10 protein-coding genes are annotated in these 17,565 nt (G+C 45.7%); all 10 read right to left on the reverse strand.

Annotated elements, in window-relative coordinates:
• Positions 1 to 8 precede the first annotated feature (8 nt).
• Positions 9 to 1,466, reverse strand: a complete 1,458-nt coding sequence (locus J3L18_RS16745; RefSeq protein WP_223266158.1) for a sialate O-acetylesterase — start codon at positions 1,464 to 1,466, stop codon at positions 9 to 11.
• Positions 1,466 to 3,301 carry a sialidase/neuraminidase family protein gene (locus J3L18_RS16750; protein WP_129569220.1) on the reverse strand — a complete coding sequence of 612 codons (1,836 nt, stop codon included), beginning with the start codon at positions 3,299 to 3,301 and terminating at the stop codon, positions 1,466 to 1,468. The genes J3L18_RS16745 and J3L18_RS16750 overlap by 1 nt, the downstream gene beginning before the upstream one ends.
• Entirely contained in the window at positions 3,294 to 4,244 is a 951-nt protein-coding gene (locus J3L18_RS16755; protein ID WP_223266157.1) for a glycoside hydrolase family 43 protein, read from the reverse strand. The genes J3L18_RS16750 and J3L18_RS16755 overlap by 8 nt, the downstream gene beginning before the upstream one ends.
• Positions 4,245 to 4,246: 2 nt before the next feature.
• The gene (locus tag J3L18_RS16760; RefSeq protein ID WP_129569219.1) at positions 4,247 to 5,629 is read right to left on the reverse strand and encodes a glycoside hydrolase family 140 protein; all 1,383 of its coding nucleotides are present in this window, start codon (positions 5,627 to 5,629) and stop codon (positions 4,247 to 4,249) included.
• A gap of 44 nt (positions 5,630 to 5,673) precedes the next feature.
• Positions 5,674 to 6,564, reverse strand: a complete 891-nt coding sequence (locus J3L18_RS16765) for an IS1595 family transposase (RefSeq protein ID WP_189549506.1) — start codon at positions 6,562 to 6,564, stop codon at positions 5,674 to 5,676.
• Positions 6,565 to 6,742: 178 nt separating this feature from the next.
• Positions 6,743 to 9,841, reverse strand: a complete 3,099-nt coding sequence (locus tag J3L18_RS16770) for a DUF6298 domain-containing protein (RefSeq protein ID WP_223266117.1) — start codon at positions 9,839 to 9,841, stop codon at positions 6,743 to 6,745.
• 70 nt (positions 9,842 to 9,911) lie between these two features.
• Positions 9,912 to 11,573, reverse strand: a complete 1,662-nt coding sequence (locus tag J3L18_RS16775) for a polysaccharide lyase (protein WP_091172323.1) — start codon at positions 11,571 to 11,573, stop codon at positions 9,912 to 9,914.
• A gap of 62 nt (positions 11,574 to 11,635) precedes the next feature.
• Positions 11,636 to 13,444 carry a RagB/SusD family nutrient uptake outer membrane protein gene (locus tag J3L18_RS16780; protein WP_129568557.1) on the reverse strand — a complete coding sequence of 603 codons (1,809 nt, stop codon included), beginning with the start codon at positions 13,442 to 13,444 and terminating at the stop codon, positions 11,636 to 11,638.
• A gap of 12 nt (positions 13,445 to 13,456) precedes the next feature.
• Complete coding sequence (locus J3L18_RS16785) at positions 13,457 to 16,642, reverse strand: SusC/RagA family TonB-linked outer membrane protein (protein ID WP_129568556.1); 3,186 nt, start codon at positions 16,640 to 16,642, stop codon at positions 13,457 to 13,459.
• A gap of 106 nt (positions 16,643 to 16,748) precedes the next feature.
• Positions 16,749 to 17,414 carry a DUF3826 domain-containing protein gene (locus J3L18_RS16790; RefSeq protein WP_129568555.1) on the reverse strand — a complete coding sequence of 222 codons (666 nt, stop codon included), beginning with the start codon at positions 17,412 to 17,414 and terminating at the stop codon, positions 16,749 to 16,751.
• Positions 17,415 to 17,565 lie beyond the last annotated feature (151 nt).

The following is a 17,565-nucleotide window of genomic DNA, read 5'->3' on the forward strand; positions in this document are numbered from 1 at the left end:
TAGTATATTTAGTTAGCAGTTAAAGTAAATTTCAGTGGGTTATCCGTGCGGAAGGGCGCAGCAGGCAAACCATCTTTATTATAAAAATTAGGCTGAGCGGTCTCTGACCAGGCAAAGCGCGCGGCTACAGGTTTAGTAACTGATGTAGCCGATACCTCAACCGTATTTCCTTTTATTGTGGCAGTAGCGGTAACAAAGTTCTCATCGGCACCGGCAATGGTGAAATCGGTGAGCGGTTTACCGTCATGGCTTACCAAGCCGGCACCTACGTGATCAAACTCAAGGATGATCTTGTCGCCATTTATTTTCATGTTTTTATACACGGGGCCCGAAAAAACTACCCGTTGTTTGTAGGTATTGGCAAGCGCCTGTAGTTCAAGCCTCCTGCCTACCTCCCATTTAAATGGCGGGTGAATATTTTTAAGGTCATCGTTCAGATCGGTAGTGATGATCATGCCTGTATGCGGGATCTGCAGGGCTGCAGCCTGGGCCTCGCGCAATTCGGGCTCTGTAAACTGAGTATAGGTTACAGGGCCTTTTCCCTGGGTATAGTAATAGGGCGCTATCTGCACGTAATAAAACGGCAATGTTTTATCGCCCCAAAGCTTACGCCAGTTATTGACCAGCGCTTCCATTTTGTAAGTATAGCTGATGGTTTCGCCTAAAAAACAGGCACTTTCACCCTGGTACCATAAAAAACCTTTTAGCGCAAACGGAGCGACAGGCTCAATCATTTTGGCATAAAACTTACCTGGATCGCCATCAATCTTAATATTGTTGGCCTTGAAATATGGGATGGCATCAAAACCTTCCTGCGATACCCAGGGCTCAATCCTGCTGCCGCTTACTGCCGATGAAATAATACCTACCGGCACTTTCAGATCATGCTGCAGGTTTTTAGCGAAGAAATACCCCGCCGCCGAAAAAGCCCTCAAAGCCGAATCTTCGGCCACACTCCATCCCGAATGGGTAGAATCTGGCTTCAACATATTTTTCTGCGTAACCAGGAAGATCCTGATCTGTGGGTTATGCGCGCGGTCCAGCTCATCAACAGGCGAATTTGCCGTACTGGTATCCGGCTTTTTCACTTTGCTATTCTTGCGCATTTCATACTGCATGTTTGATTGGCCCGAACAAAGCCATACCTCGCCCACCAGTATATTTTGCAGTTGAATAGTGTTTTTTCCTGATATGGTCAGCGTTGCGGGTTTGGCAGAGGCCGGCATCGCGTCAAGCTTTACCAACCATTTGCCCGCCACATCGGCAGTTATGGTTTTTGTTTGTTTAGCAAACTTTACCGTTACCTTTTCACCCGGCGATGCGGTACCCCAAACGGGCACCGGAGCATTACGCTGCAATACCATATTGTTGCCCAATACTTTGGGCAAAACAACCTGCGCCCCGGCAATCCCGGAGCTTACCAGGCAAATCGCCAACCAACAATATTTTATCAGGCGCAGTATCATTAGTAATTACTTGTTTTAAATGATTTGATATAGAAAACGGCTTGTTTCGCGGCTTCCCCGGCGTTTGGCCGGTCGAAATCCTGATCGGTAGGCGTATCAGCATCCGGGAACCTTCTGATATCCCCGGTACGGAACACCACCCGGTTTACGCTTAGCACCGGGGCAAAAAACAGGCCTGTAAGCACATCTTTGCCGTTAACATTCACGGTGTAAAAGCGGGTATCAGTATTTAGCTTTATCACAATATGATATTGCGTACCGGCTTCATACATCATAAAATTTTTGTTGCGATACCCGGCCTTGGTCCTGAATTGCCCTGCCGAGTCAAGCGTAAGCCTGATAGCAGCTGTGCCTTTTTCATCCTGAAATTCGATGTCCAGCATACCTGCATTGTTTTGCCCTGCAGTGATGGTGAAATCGGTCATTAATTTTTTAGAAACAGGCACAACACGTTCTGCTTTGGCAAAGTCAAATGGGTCGCTATCTTTTAGGGTTAGGGCTCGTTCGCCATCAGGTGACTTGTCGATAGCGGCAGGAGCCCATTGCGGGCTGTAAGTATTCCATTTTTCCAATTCCTTACCAACTGTCAGTTCGTTAAAGACCTCATTGGCATGCGCATCCGCTTTTTCGGTTACCGGTACCGGGATTGATGATACCCAGATATCCTCCTTGTTCATGCTGTAAGTAACCCAAAGCTTACCATCGGGCGGGGTGCCATTCCCCTCTTCAATGCCGCGTGTATATTGTGGCCCGTATGATTTATAAGCGCCGCCATAACGCATAGTGGTGATCTCGCCGTTAACCAATAACAAATTGGTATAATCCAATCCATCTTTACTTACAGACAAAGCCAGCGGCCAGCGAAACTCCGAAGGATTATAAACCGTAGCGTATTTACCGTCGGATGTGCGCTGCCCCCAGATCTTAGCATTGGCAGTTACAAAACGCGGTGCACGGGAAGCATTAGTCGGCCAGGTTTTGCCGTTATCAGTACTGATAGCGGTAAGCGCGTATTTCCATAAGCCAACCACGCGGCCATCGGGTAAGTGATAAAAGTTAAATGCTTTATAATCCTTATGCAGTGGGATCAGCGGGTCTTTCCTGTCGGTTTCCTCAACCCATTGCATCATCATCAGCGGGTTTGCCATCAGTTCATCGCAGGCTTGTACAAAACCTTTGTCTTTACTTGTTTTATAAAAAGGATACGAGGTGTTTTTCTCATTCCATTTAGGGTTATAGTGGATAAAATAGATCGGGCCGAATTTGCCATTCGGCAATACTTCACGCACTACGCGACCAATACCCAAACCATCATTAGGATCATCATGGCCATCCAAACAAATACCATAAAAACCCAGCACCAACAAGCGTTTTGATTTGGAAGTATAAAACCCCATACGCTGATGCATTACCGAATACAGGTCTTTCGCCACGCCTGGGTGCCCCTCTTTGGTAGTTCCATCAGGAATTTTATACTGAGGGAAAATCACGGTAGGCTTTGACCATGCTTCGCCATCTTTTGAGGTCATGAGCAGGGTTTGACCCGGTGGCACGCTTTCGCCTACCTTATCGCTCAGGTATTCAACATAAAAAGTATTGTTCCAATAGGCCAGCATGGGGGCATGGTTATAAGTAAAACCGAAACCATCGGCCAGTTCCGGATGTTCACGGTTTGCCCTGAAGATCTGTTTGCTGTGCACGCCTATCACCGGGGTTAGCTGCCCGTGATGGTAATCGACATTGGCTAAGGTATTGCCACTGTAATGCACAGTATCCTGTGCATTGGCTACTCCGGCCATCGATATAAAAAACAATATGCTGATGAACTTATTCATGTTTAGCTGCTTTGGTTTGCCCGGCTGCCTGTAAAAGCTGCGCAAGCTGTTTCTTGGTGACTTTAAAAATAGTACCGTGTTTGTGCCCTACCGGTACGCTTACGCTATCGGCCAGGTCGGTAAAAGTTCTAAAGTCGGTTGTACGCATAGCACCATATCTTTTTAAACGGTATGAATCATAATAGATCAGCCAGTTATCGCCCGCTTTGGTCATGCTTGGGCCTTCACTGTATGGCTCGGTAAACCTTGACGTATAATTGTTATATGGCCCAAGCGGATTATTGCTGAACGCCACCAGGATATTGCGGTTGGGCCGGGTATTATCCTTCATCACCAGCGCATAATCATTTTTGGCCCGCTTTACAATCTCGGCATCAATTACACTGAATCCCGGATCAAGGAATAGCTTTGACGGACTGAAAGTTTTAAAATCCTTGGTTGTGGTGTAGTAAAGGCGGTGATTGTTATTTTCATCCTCCTGCCCTTTCGGAAAGCGAAATGGTACGGTTGAAGCCCAAACGATGATGAAATACTTATTACCCTCATCATAAAACAACTCCGGAGCCCAGGCATTCACCGCGGTTGGTTCATTGGCCATCACTTCAATATGCTCTTCGGTCGACCAGTGGACCAAATCTTTTGAGTTGGCATAACCGATACCGTTATCATTTTTCCAGCCGGTTGTCCATACCAAATGGTAAACCCCGTCGGGGCCCTGGACTATGGATGGGTCGCGCATGATCTTGGCATCGCCAACTTCCGGTTTAATGAAAATGTGGTCGATAGCATTCCAGTGGTAAGCATCATTACTGTACAAAAAGCGCAAACCTTCATTGGCCGGCTCGTGAAACGACGTAAAAAGGTACACGCTTTTACCGGCCTTGCATGAAAACACCAGCGCAATGGCAAATAGTAAAGTGATATGTTTAATTCCTTTGTTCACTGTTATATCGCGTCAATAATGAGCACCCAGTCGTTACCATTTGATACTTTGCCGGGTGGCTTAAATTTTATTGTTTTTGCTTTCGCGAAGGTTCCGATAGCCGTAGTTTGCCCGTTGCGCGGGTTAAACCATGATGCTTTCAGCTTCGTGCCCTCCAGTTTATCAGCGTTGATATTGATCTCGCGGCCGGTATAGGTATAAACAAAAGCATAGCTTTTTCCGCGGGTTGCGATCAGCCTGTTGTACTTTACGCCGTTGTTACCGGCGATCAATGATTGATCAGGTACACGATCAAGGTACGGGCGTGACAGCATCAGCTTTTTCAAATAAATCATCTGCTTTGCTCCCGGATCATTAATTGAATTATACCAATATCCTTTGGAACCATAAGCGCTGTCTTTATCGGTGGGCTTATGCATTTGCATCACGTCGTTATCGCCATACGTATATCCGCAACCTCCAGCAAAAACCGACCAGTAGCCGTAACGCCTCACATCGGCAGCTGCCCAACGAGGTAGCTTGGTATCGTGTAATCCGTAAGGGATTTTTTCATACGATGGCTCCGCATCAAGCGTTGGTTTTATGGGTGATAGATTATAGTCTGTTTCTACATAACGCCAGTTATCTTCGCCGTATCTTAAATCTTTTTTAGAAGTATCCTGCGCATAAGTACGATGGCCGGATTGAAAGCAATTGAAGCTTAACCAGTTTTCATTATGAAACCATTTTGATGATTGTGTGCGGCCGCGCGGATGGTAAGTTATCAGATGTGTGCCATCAACATCATGTAAAGTATTACCAATAGCCTTCCAGGTATTCAACGAATCAGAACCTGCGATGTCGCCGCCATTCATCCAGATCACATTTGGACGGTCGCGGTATCTTTTGGCTAAAAACTCAGCGTAAATTTTTGCCTTTTCCGCGCCGATATGACTCTCTTTTACAACTGATCCCCAAACCGGCACCAGGGCTACGTATAAACCTTTTTCGGCGGCTTTGGTGATGATCCAATCAATATGGTCCCAATAATCATACTCGTTTCCTTTGCCGAAAGTATTGCCGGGAGTTGTTTTTGGTAACGCGATATTTTTATTACTTAAGGCTGAATCGCCGTAGGCGTTGGTTTCTTTAATGCTGTGCACTACCATTACCTGAATCACATTAAAACCCTGTTTGCTGCGGATCTCCAGATATTGCTCAGCTTCTTCCCTTTTCAGCTTAGAGAACAGTAACCAGCCGGTATCACCCAGCCAAAAAAATGGCTTATCCCCGGTCATGAAATAGCGGTGGTTGGTGGATATGCTTAAACGCGGCATTACATCATCGCTTTTGAATGAAAAAAGCAATAAAGCAATGGCAATTAATATGGTAGATTTTTTAAGCATAATTATAAATTTATCAGTTCCCCTCTTGAGAGAGTAATAGCCCATCAAGAGGCAGTAGCCATTTTGTTAATTAAAAAGTTAAACACCTGGTTATTGCCTCTATTGTTATATTTAAATGTGAACTCATTCAGGTATGATTGCAAATGTCTGAGCGATACTTTATGGTATTGACCATATATCCCCCGTTTTAACAATGTCCAAAAGCCCTCAATCGTATTGGTGTGATACTCTCCCCGGGCATACTCTTCTTTTTCCTTGTTTAATACCTGATGTTCACGGAATATTTTATTTAAACCGGCATATCCACCAAAGCCGTCCGTTACAATAGTAGCATCTGTGCTCACTGATTGTTCAACAATGGGTTTGAGCGTTTTCCCATGTGCCTTATCTATGACCTGAAGCTTTAGACGGCCATCCCGCTCCAATAACCCAATCACGGGCTGTTTATCCTGCATGCCGGTGACCTGCAAATTATTATCGCGCCTTTCCTGCCGCTTTTTCTTTGAGTGATTGGCTTTTTTACCACCTAAATAAGTCTCATCTACCTCAACAATACCCTTAAACAAACCGCCATCCCCGCCGTCCCGCATGGCTTCCCGTATCCGCATCTGCAAATACCAGCCTGTCTTACGATTGCATCCCAGATCCCTGCTTAACTGACGTGCAGATAACCCCTTTTTCGCATTCAGCATTAATGAAATAGCCAAAAACCATTGCGGCAAAGGAAGTTTGGTGCCCTCGAAAACAGTGCCGACCAAAACGCTATAGCTGCGGTTACAGCTATTGCAAATATGCCGTTGGCTTTCCTGGCGCTTGCTGCTCCGTTTGCTGTTGCAATACGGGCATTCTGGCAATCCTTGCCATCTTAATCCTTCAAGATAGTCTATGCAACTGGACTGATCTGGAAAACGCTTAATCGTCTCTATGATATTCATTATCATAAATATACAAATTATTCCTGCCTTTTCATGGGCTATTACTCTTGAGAGGGGGGCGCGTTGGGCTGAGCGTTGGCAGAGGTGTGTTTCTTCAATATTCATTGCCGCTTTGTAAACACACCCCTCCGCCCCTCTCAAGAGGGGAATCGCCCAAGCCCCCTTTTTATTCCTTTATTTAATTACGGTTCAACCACAAAATGGCAGCCTCATTCCCATGCGTTTTAATTTCTGTGTTAGCAGCACCTTTTATCGTTTCTGTAGCAGGCAAAAGCTCGCCTGTTTTAGGATCTATCCATTGCGCTTTGTAACTAACACCAGCCGATAAATTAAGGTGAATATCACCGCCATTACTATAAACGATATATCCTTTTGATGAGACTAAGCCCCATTGATCTTTAGGCGAACCCGGCAGCTCGGCAGGTTTCATACTGCTTGCATCAGTTAAGAACGTTTTATTAGTTCCGGCAGGCAGCACGGGCAATGATCCTCCGGCTATAAATACCGCCCAACCAAAACGGTCGTAATCATCGGCAGAAAATAATACTGCTTTATCCGGGTATTTGGTACGATACTCATGTACCGCACGGTAAACCTGCTCAAATGATGCCGCCTTTGGTTTAAAGATCCGTGCTTGCTGGCGTGGGGCCAGGCTTTGACCTCCGATGGGTTCATAAGCCGTTCCATTAGCCTGGTAGTACCAGTAACGGATATCGATCACGTTAATAACCGTAGCCGTTGCCGGGTTGGCAAGGATAGCATCCTGCACATCTTTTGTAGCGCTTAAAGCGATAATCTGTTTCTTTTTATGCGTGGCTTCCCATTGCTTAATGGTTTCCACCCAAAACTTCATGAAATGCAGCGGACCGGTAAATTCCGCTCCAATCTGTTGGATCACCCCGGTATTACCTGCAAAGTTGTCCATACATTTATTGATGTAGGCAATGTGAAGTTTACGCCTTGCCGGGTCGGTTTCGTCATAAAACTGCTCGGCCATAAACTGGCGTTTGTCGCCGGCATAAGGTACAGGCTCCGGGAAACCGGTGCCGTTAATGTTATTCGCCGTGCGCCAGGGGAAATCAGTATAATGCGCCCCCGCCTCAATAATATTGTGTTGAAAATAGTTTTGATGAACCAGTACCAAACCTTTCTCATCAGCCAGGTCAGCAAATTGTTTCAGGCGGTTCCAGTACCAGGTATTGTATTTGGTCAGGTCGTATTTGCTTAAGCCGTCGTAGGCCAGTTCTTTTCCGCTCCGGGCAAAAGGCAGTTCATAAAACGGAGCCCAAACATCGCCGTCCATCCGGCGGATACGCTCGTGATCATCGCGGCGGCGATCATACCACAAGCCGTAGTTATGTTCAAAAACTACAATATTACCCTTCTGCATCCAGTCGGTTGCCGCGTTCAGATCATCCGTTAAACCGGTGCCGGTTTGGCCGGGTACCCAACGGGAGATTGCTGGTTTGGCCACCGTTTCTGTATAATCGGGATGAACAGTACCGTTCCACCATGGGGTTTCAAAATGCCTGCCTGTTAATACCACATTACCACGGGTGAGCCATCCGTTCGTGACACTCATTTTGGGTGCCAATGCAGCAACAACCGGGCGTTTATATCCTATTTCATCAATAGTTTTGGCGTTTGCCGATGAAATGCTGATAGAATTTCTTTTGGGCGATTGATCTATCCAATCCTTCATGGTAACAGCCGGTTTGCGGGCAGCGGCCATCAGTTCGGCTGCCTGCTCAACTGTCGGGCTGCTTGATGGTTCAGTAGCCGGATACAGGATATCAGCCTGTTTAGTTATATCCTTATTCAACCGGTTAGCCAGTTGCGTATAATAAAAGCTTCTTGGGCTGATAGTGCTGTTTGACGTGCTCCAGTAGCCATCACCGGCAAATTGCGCCCAGGTACCAAAAGCCCAGTTTTGAGCCGTTGGCGGCTGATAACAATCCACACGGGCTGCGGTACAATTCCAGAACAGACTGTTGGCCGCACTCCATCCGGCACCTTGTCCGTCCTGCCCCCGGTTCATATAACTTAAGGGCTGCCCATCGATATTGGCGATATCAAACAAAACGCCTGAGGCCCAACTGTCGATGCCACCGCTAAAGCCCAGCGAACCTACCGACATACATTGAACAAAAGCGTTTGGCCCCGGCGCGCAATACCCGGTAGCAAAATCATGAAAGCCCTGTTCGGAATATAAACGCTGAAAAAGGTTTTGCCCGCCCATAGTCAGGAATGTGTTACGGCGCTGCCCCCCTATTTCTGAAACAGGCGCGAGCGATTTACAATCCTCAACCGTTACCCGGTTTCCGGTAACACCAACAAATACTGCCGAACCTGCAAAATGCTCAAAGGTTACCTGGCGTACCCAGGCATCGCTAACATTTTCCATTGTGATAGCCATCCAGCGATGGGCTTCATCTTTTGCGTTTGAAGCATCGTAAGCTGATTGCAGTTTTAAGTTTTCGATCCCCACTTGCACAATTCTGCCGGACCATTGGTAAGAGGCTATCAAACCACCGCCGTATGCAGTATCCAATGCTGTTGTTAAAGGTGCGTCAAGGGTTATGGCATTGCCATCTACTGCTGTTACCTTACGGTCCCAGTAAATATCCCGTTCGCCGGGTTTCCAGGCCAGGGCTGTTAAATCGCCACCAAAATGATCGGTTTTGATGGTACTGATCCAGGCCTGTGTGCTCGGGCGGTGGATCAACACCAGGTCGCCGATTTTTAGGCCTGCACCTTCAGCAATGTGCAAAGTGTTGGCATTTACCGGTACATAGGCGTCGGTAATTTTAATTTCTTTGGATGTTTGCCGGTCATTTTTACCGGTAACATGAATAAAGGTTTCCCTGTCGGTCCCGGCTGCAAATAATGTGGTACCGTTGGCGCCCATGCCACTACCGCGCAAGACAACGCCGGATGCTTTAATTTTGAGACTACCATTAACCTGGTACCCCCCTTTGTTAAGCAATACCGTTCCGCGAAAGCCATCTTTATCCGCAGGTAAACCAGCTACGTAATCTAAGGCAGCCTGGATCCTCAGTGTAGCGTCACCTGCTTTTACAGGCACCACAACTTTTACAGCTACAAAAGGGATTGGCTTTTCGGAAGCCATATACCCACAGTATGAATAATCAGGAATGCGGTCGCCATTAAGCGCTGCAATGTAGTTTAGTTTGCCATTTTTATCGGCAGCAACGGGGGGCAGTGGTTTAGGAGCTTTCTTTTTGTCCTGCGCAAATAAGGGGGAATGCAAAAGCATCCCCCCAGTCATTAAACCAACCCAAATATAAATCCTTGTAAACCTCAATCCCCGCATTATAGTGTCTTTATTATTTTAACGAAGCCAATTTCTTTTCGCCTTTAGCGGCTACTGTATTTAAATATACTTCGATATTGGTATAACCACCGCCATTTTTTGCAGGCAGGGCCGAGTCGTTACCATCTTTAGGGTTTAGGCCATGAGCTGTTTCCCAACTATCGGGCAAACCGTCATTGTCCGAATCTTTGTAAGGCGTGCCTTTATATTCAGGATAGCCACCAACCTGCCATGGAGCAGTGATGATACCCAGTTTATACGAGTCTTTAGGTAATTTACGCACTTTAAACTGGTAAGCAGTATCGGTGTTCATTTCTTTATAAGTTATTTTACCGGTACGTACCTGCTCGGTGATGCGCACATCAACCGGATCGCGTTTTGGCAGCGTTGCCCCGGCATTAGCGATAACAAATTTAAAGGCGTCTTTTGCCGATAGGATAGTCATCGGGGGCATAGGGAACGGAACATCCGATTTCATATAATCCTTATACTGACCGGCGTCAGGCAATTCTTTGCCACCAGGGCCTTCAACCTGGATGCCACCGTTCCACGCATCTTTGGTAACTTCGGGATAACCTTCCATAATGTTACCTGATGCATAAACGCGACCGAATACTTTTTCTTTCAGCTTGCTCCTGCCCGATTCCGGTTTCAGGATACGGTGACCAACCGGCTCATCTTTAGGTGTAACAGGACCAGGTTTAAAGTAGTTATTGATCACATTGTAATTGGTAGTATAATCGCCGCCATCCATTGAGCGGTGGTGCCAGTTAAATACCACATTGTTTACAAAGTTGTATACGCCATTCCAGCCAACAGATGGGTTACGGCCGGTATTATCTGCCCAAAGGTTACGCATTAATGAGCTGTTTTCGCCGCCTGTTGTTGAACCGAAAGCGTGGTTCCAGTAATCTAATGATTCTGAATAGATACAGTTTTGGATAGTGATGTTCACGGTACCCAGCTTCTCTTCTTTCGAGCCATCACCCGGATCAAACATATGGCGGTACATGGAAAAGTTTTCGTCCAGTCCCCAGCTTGCAGATACGTGATCGGCAATGATATTACCTACCGGGTTGCCACCTAAAGCGTCATCCCTACGGCCAACATTGGTTTCGCCGCGGCGGAAACGCATATAACGGATCACAACATCATGTGTATTCACCCAAAATGATTCGCCTGCAATACAAACGCCATCACCCGGAGCAGTTTGGCCTTCAATAGTAATATACGGAGCCCTCACGATAATCGGTGTTTTGATGCGGATAATGCCCGCAACATTAAATACCACAATACGCGCGCCGCCTTTTTCGCAAGCTTCACGCAAAGTACCAGGGCCATTGTCTGCCAAACTGGTAACTACATACACCTTACCGCCACGGCCGCCAAAGGTAAACTTACCACCACCTTCGGCACCCGGAAAAGCCGGGATCTTGGCCTGCGGCAAATCGGTCGGGCGTGCAGCCCATGGTACGTATACTTTGCCACGGCGCTGATCGGCCTGGATAATGGGCAGGGCAACCGCCCATGCTGAATCTGAACGACGGGTAGCCTCTTTCATCAAAGCTTCACTCTCTGCTTTAACCTTCTCCGGCACTTCAGGGTATTGGGCAAAAGCCGGTTTAGCTAAACCCAATGCCGCTGCTACTAAAAATAAAGCTGTGTGTTTTTTCATATTTGTATTCGTAATATTCTTTTGTTAAATGGTTAGCAGGCACCCATCGTTCAATTAATTTATTATTGAAGCGGATCAAACGGCCCACCCCAGGTGTTATTTTGCTGTAAATTGATATTATTTAACAATGCCGCCGAAGGGATGCCGAAAAAGTAATCGCCCGACTGAACCGCAATGTTATAAGAATCCATAGTTTTAGTTTTAACGGTGAAAGATGTGCTGTACAGGGCATCCAATGATGTAGCTGCCAAAGCATCTCTTGTACCGGTAAGATAATCTTTACCGCTTGCGTTGTTATTGAGGGTAACTGTAAGCCCGGTTCTTTTTGTGCCGTTCAATGTGCTTTCGAGCAGTTTACGACGACGAAGGTCCCAATAGCGTTTACCTTCAAAGGCAAACTCAATTTTACGTTCATTCATGATAGCGTTGATCATCTGATCAGGGCTCATGCCTGCATCTAAACCATAAAGATTATCGGCACCTGCTTCAATACCGGCACGTTTCCTGATAGCTGTTATATTGGTATAACCGGTAGTTACGTTACCTAACGCGGCGGCACATTCGGCTTGGTTCAATAAAACTTCGGCATAACGGATCTCCATCCAATCTGTACCAACATATGGTGTATTTGCCACACTGACGTTAGGGTCAATAGCTTTGCGCAGGTAGAAACCTGAGCCTGTTGCTGATGCCGGTTCAGTGGTTTTAACACCGGAACCATCCGCTTTATTGTAATAAAAATAAGTCCACAGGCGATAAGAGCTATTGCCGTTTATAGGCCAGTTACAACCGTTGTAGGCAATAGTTTTGTTAAACCTTGGATCGCGGTTATCAAAAAACTTTGCATCATCATATGTATACTTTAAGGAGGTACCTGGTGCTTTTCCGTCAAGCATCGGGTATGATTTTACAATATCCCATGTAGGTTGATTGGAACCGCCTTTAGTACCTAAATAGGCCGGACGAGTCGCGTTATCATAGGTATTGTTATTCTGGTTTTGATCGGTTGATGATGTATTAAAACCTGTTATCAATATTGCCTCCGGGTTGCTGCTGTTTTCGGTAAACCACATATTATCATACGAAGGGTTTAAACCGTAGTTATTAGCAGATAATATCTGCATTGCCTTATCATTGGCGTCCGCAGCTGCTTGCCAGCGGGCTGCATCATTACTGGGGTTAAACTGAGGACTTGCATAAGTTAGCAACACCCTTCCTTTAAACGCAGCCGCGGCAGCCGATGAAATACGGCCGTAATCGCTGCCGCTCCATTTGGCGGGCAGGTATTTTATGCAGCTGTCCAGATCGCTTACAATTTGTTTAAAACATTCCGAGGTTTTGTTACGAGGCAAAAGTGCCGCGTTTTTGGCGTCCTGGCCAATAGCATCAAGCGGTTTTAATACCAGCGGCACGCCGCCATATAGCCTTACCAGGTCGAAATACCTGAAAGCCCTCCAAAAATATGCCTGTGCTTTATACCTGTTTTTGGTAGAGGCAGGCAAGGTGCTGGCGTCGAGGTCCTGCAGGGTTTGATTAATGTTACGGATCCGGCCGTAGTTATTGCTGATATTCACCGAGGTTCCGATGTCACCAACAGTTTCGATGGTGACCGTGCCTTTTACGTACGCGTTATCGCTGTAAAATTCGTCGCATTTGTCGCCGCCACTGCCAATAGCGCCGCCGGTATCGCCAAACCAGCCGGGCTGGTTTGCTGTATACAGGTAATTGATATTCAAAATAGCCACCGTTGAGTCATTAAAAATCTGGCCGGGGGTGCTGTGTGTGAGATCTTCCTTATCAAGCACTTTTTTACAGTTTGTAAACAGGGCTGATACGATCAAAGCTGCAAATATGGTTTTAAATAATTTCATGTCTTTCAAAGTTTAGAAGCCTAAGTTTAAACCAAAAGATACTGTGCGTAAGTTGGGATATGCCCCAAATGGTGATGAAATATCACGATAATGTTCGGGGAACGGGTTTACAAAGTTGATTGGGTTTGTAGCTACCACATACGCCCTTATGCTTGACATTCCGAGCCTTTTGGTGATGGATGCAGGCAGGGTATAGCTTAAGTTAGCACTGGAGATATTCCAGGTGAAGGGGCTAACAAACCAAAAATCACTTGTAGCACTCACATCGTCCGAGTAATAAGGGTCGGGATATTTAGCATTTGGATTAGATGGGGTCCAGTGATCGGCCCAGAATACAGGCCTGTTCTGGTTAGCAGTAGCTTGTTTAATGGCCGCGCTCTCAATTGATTGGTTGCCACCCCAGCTCATTCCCATAACCACATTTAAGCTTAATGTTTTATACGCACCGCCAAAGTTCAGACCAAGATTGTAGTGGTTTGATGATTTCTTACCTAAATAAAACTGGTCGTTGAGATCGTTTTGTTTGATAACACCGTCGCCGTTTTTGTCAACGTAATTGATCATACCAGGTGAAGGCACGTAACCAAAAATCTTAACGTTTTGCGCGCCACCGGCTGCTGCGGCCCTTTCTGCAATGATCGCGTCAGCATCGGCTTGTGTACGGATGATACCGAGTGATTTGTACCCCAATGTTCCCTGATCGCTTGATTTACCGGTCAAATCCTGAATGGTACCCACCTGCGCTGCAGCGATATCGTATTTAATGTATTTATTATCGCTCCAGGAAAAGAACGGGCTAAAATTATAGCTAAAATTAGAACCAATTTTGTCTTTCCAGCTTACAGAGATCTCGTATCCGAAAGTATTGACGATACCATAATTTTCGGCAGATGGCGCTGCACCAATAGTTACCGGAACTGAAGTGTTCAGCGATGCAAGCATATCATACCGGTGCTCCCAGAAATAATCGGCCGAAACTGATAAGCGGTTACCCAGGAAAGCGGCATCTAAACCGTAGTTTGTTTTCAGGTCGTGGTCCCAGGTTAAATTAGCATTCGGGATAGCGATATTTAGCAATGCGCCGAGGCCCCTGTCGCCATTGCCGCCAAAAACAGCACCGCCTTTGTTGCCGGTACCAAACTGGTAGTTAACCGCGTATAAGAATGACGGTGTATTATCAGAACCCAACAAACCTACCGAACCCCTGAATTTCAAAAGATCAACAAAGCTCACTGATTTAAAGAAGTTTTCTTTTGAAACTACCCAGCCTGCTGAAGCCGAAGGGAAATATCCCCACTGGTGGCCCGGTGCAAAGTTGGTATTAGCATCCGCCCTCATGGCCAATTCAACCAGGTATTTATCGGCGTAGGCATAATTTACCCTGCCTGCAACAGCTTTACGGCCATATTCCTTCACCATTGTGGCCTGGTTTGACGATTGATCGCCGATGGTGAATGTCTGGTTATCTTTTCCGCCTACAATTACACCGTCGGCCTCAGCCGCCACACCTTCGCTGTATGATTCATATTGCTCATACAAGGCAAGCGCTGTAATTTCATGCGCACCAAACCTTTTGTGGTAAGTAAGATTTGCATTGAACTGGTAGTTATCGGCCATTGTTGGGGTAAGACGGACCCTATCCCCATTTTTTATCGCTTTTACACCTACCACTGTTCCTCCGGGGATATGGTTATTGTCGCCTTCGCCCGAATATTGGTTATAATAAAATGTTGAGCCATATTGCTTGTTAAAGGCGTTATTAAGATTACGGTTGTAGCTTACATTGGCAGTTAACCCGCTAATGCCAGGAATTTCGTAACTCAAATTGGCTAAACCATTAAATACAGTATTATTGTTACTTGTATAGTTATTGGAATTTTGAACAGCAAAGAAGTTAAGGTTATCATTATTACTGGTTCCTAAATATACCGGATGCCCGTCGATAAAATATTTTTGCCATGGTGGTGCCTGGTTAAGCGACAGAAAGTCGTTATCCGGGCTTTCGCTGGTGCTTGAAAGTTTGTACCAGTAAATTTTGCTTTTAGCAAGGTCTTCGCTCAAGGACAATGACAGTTTTAAACCTTTCGCCACTTTTGCATCAACACTGGCCCTGAAGCCAAAGCGATTGGTATTTACCCCTTTAAAGTTAGAGTTTTGGTTAACATAGTTAGCACCTGCAAAATAGGTAACCTTATCATTACCGCCGGTTATGCTCAACGCGTTCCTGCTGGTTACTGCCGGTTTAAATGCCTGCTCCAGGAAATTCTGGTTATTAGCTTTAAAATACTCAAGCTCATCAGGCGTATAATATTTTAAGTCTTTATTGCTTAAATCGCCGTTGATATAACCTTCGGGTGTTATAGTGTGGTTATACCTGGTTTGCTCAATATCATTCAAATAGGTGGCCATTTGCAAGCCAGACATCATTTTTGGCAATTGAATAGCATCAGCAATACCTACTGATGAGCTGAAGCTTACCTTTGGCCCGCCGGCCTGGCCGCGTTTGGTTGTTACAACGATAACGCCGTTCGCGCCTAAAATACCGTATATGGCAGCGGCTGCATCTTTCAATATCGAAATGTTCTCCACCTCACTTTGATCAAGCAAGTTGAAATCTGCTTCGCTGCGTTGCACACCATCAATGATGTATAAAGGGGTTGTACTACCGCCATTCTTTGCCAGGAAAACAGGGTTACGAATGGTAATGGTTCCACTTTGGCCCGGCCTTGCAATACCACCGGTAACACTTACCGCGGCATTGGTTCCGCGTAACGCGGCAGCAAGATTAGTGGTTGGGATATCCTGGATGGTTTTCATATCCACCGCGGCAACAGCACCTGTTAAGTGTACCTTCTTTTGAGTACCGTAACCTACTACCACAACCTCATCGAGAGCATTTTGTGATGGTAGCATTTTAAAGTCGGCATTCATTTCGCCAATTTTCAGTGTTTTTTCCTGGTAGTTGTATCCAAGAAATTTAGCCCCAACTACAATGGCCTGCAGGTTAGTAGCCTTAATTGAATATTTACCATCGGCATTGGTGATAGTACCTGTAGTACTGCCCTTTACCTGGATGGCAACCCCTGGCAGCGGAGCACCTTTTTCGTCCGTAACCGTACCTGTTATATTACGGTCCTGGGCTTTTAGCGCGCTGCCTAAGCACAGCAACACCGAAAGTAAGAGGAAAAGTTTTCTCATAAACTTGATAATTTAATTTTCATGATCAGGTTAATTAATTGGTATAATTGGTTTGCCCGGCTAAAGCTTATTTCATGATACCGGGATATTTAGGTTAGTTCAAAAATTATTGTTTTGCTGCCTGCCGCTCTTTGATCCGTTTTTGCCACTCCTCACCCTCCTTTTTCATATCGTAGCCCTGTGCGGATAGGTAATTATTAATGCGGCCCTTAAACTTGCCGAACCAGGCGTGCTTTTTTTCTGATGATTCAGCATCTATAGCGTTTTCCCGCGCCTCCAGCAGCCATCCCTTAATTTTGCTTTTTTGTTCTTCGGTGAGGGTAGGTATTTCATCCTGGTAAGCGGTATAAGTGATTGGATAAATGCGGTAGGTCATGCCGTCTTTTATCTTATCAACCTCATCGGCGCTTAATACTTTGTTCAGTTTTTTGATATATGATGTATGCAACACTTTAACCTGTTTAGCCACATTACTATCTACAAGGGCGATTTTGGCATTGGCACCTGCTTTATCATCGGGCATCTGGGTTTTAATATCATTTACTTTCGCTTTACGCGCATCATAAATGGTGTTCAAATCACTGTACTGGGCAACCACAATATCACGCACTTTCTTAAATTTTACAGAGTCGGTGATGCCTACTCCTGTAACAATTTTGTTTGAACGTTCGGTTATAACTTTTATGTAGTTGTTATCTGCAGGTGCCTGCGCTAAAGCCGCGCTGCCCGCAACTGATAATAACAATATCACTATGTATTTAAAGTGCTTCATGGTTGTTTCAATTGGTTAAATTCTTTACAGTTTTTATAAAAGCCCTTAAAAAAAGTATATAGTATCCTGCCGTTTTTTACGCAATTAATTGTTCATATCACAATTAATCAACTGTTAAAATCCTGTCAGTTCTAAAAGCCTGATAAAAAGT

The sequence above is a fragment of the Mucilaginibacter gossypii genome, assembly GCF_017569325.2.
Lineage (GTDB): Bacteria > Bacteroidota > Bacteroidia > Sphingobacteriales > Sphingobacteriaceae > Mucilaginibacter > Mucilaginibacter gossypii.

What these genes read in the sequence shown, in the direction of transcription:
- J3L18_RS16745 (WP_223266158.1), bottom strand. Translation starts at nt 1,466, where the DNA reads ATGATACTGCGCCTGATAAAATATTGTTGGTTGGCGATTTGCCTGGTA.
- J3L18_RS16750 (WP_129569220.1), bottom strand. Translation starts at nt 3,301, where the DNA reads ATGAATAAGTTCATCAGCATATTGTTTTTTATATCGATGGCCGGAGTA.
- J3L18_RS16760 (WP_129569219.1), bottom strand. Translation starts at nt 5,629, where the DNA reads ATGCTTAAAAAATCTACCATATTAATTGCCATTGCTTTATTGCTTTTT.
- J3L18_RS16765 (WP_189549506.1), bottom strand. Translation starts at nt 6,564, where the DNA reads ATGAATATCATAGAGACGATTAAGCGTTTTCCAGATCAGTCCAGTTGC.
- J3L18_RS16770 (WP_223266117.1), bottom strand. Translation starts at nt 9,841, where the DNA reads ATGCTTTTGCATTCCCCCTTATTTGCGCAGGACAAAAAGAAAGCTCCT.
- J3L18_RS16775 (WP_091172323.1), bottom strand. Translation starts at nt 11,573, where the DNA reads ATGAAAAAACACACAGCTTTATTTTTAGTAGCAGCGGCATTGGGTTTA.
- J3L18_RS16780 (WP_129568557.1), bottom strand. Translation starts at nt 13,444, where the DNA reads ATGAAATTATTTAAAACCATATTTGCAGCTTTGATCGTATCAGCCCTG.
- J3L18_RS16785 (WP_129568556.1), bottom strand. Translation starts at nt 16,642, where the DNA reads ATGAGAAAACTTTTCCTCTTACTTTCGGTGTTGCTGTGCTTAGGCAGC.
- J3L18_RS16790 (WP_129568555.1), bottom strand. Translation starts at nt 17,414, where the DNA reads ATGAAGCACTTTAAATACATAGTGATATTGTTATTATCAGTTGCGGGC.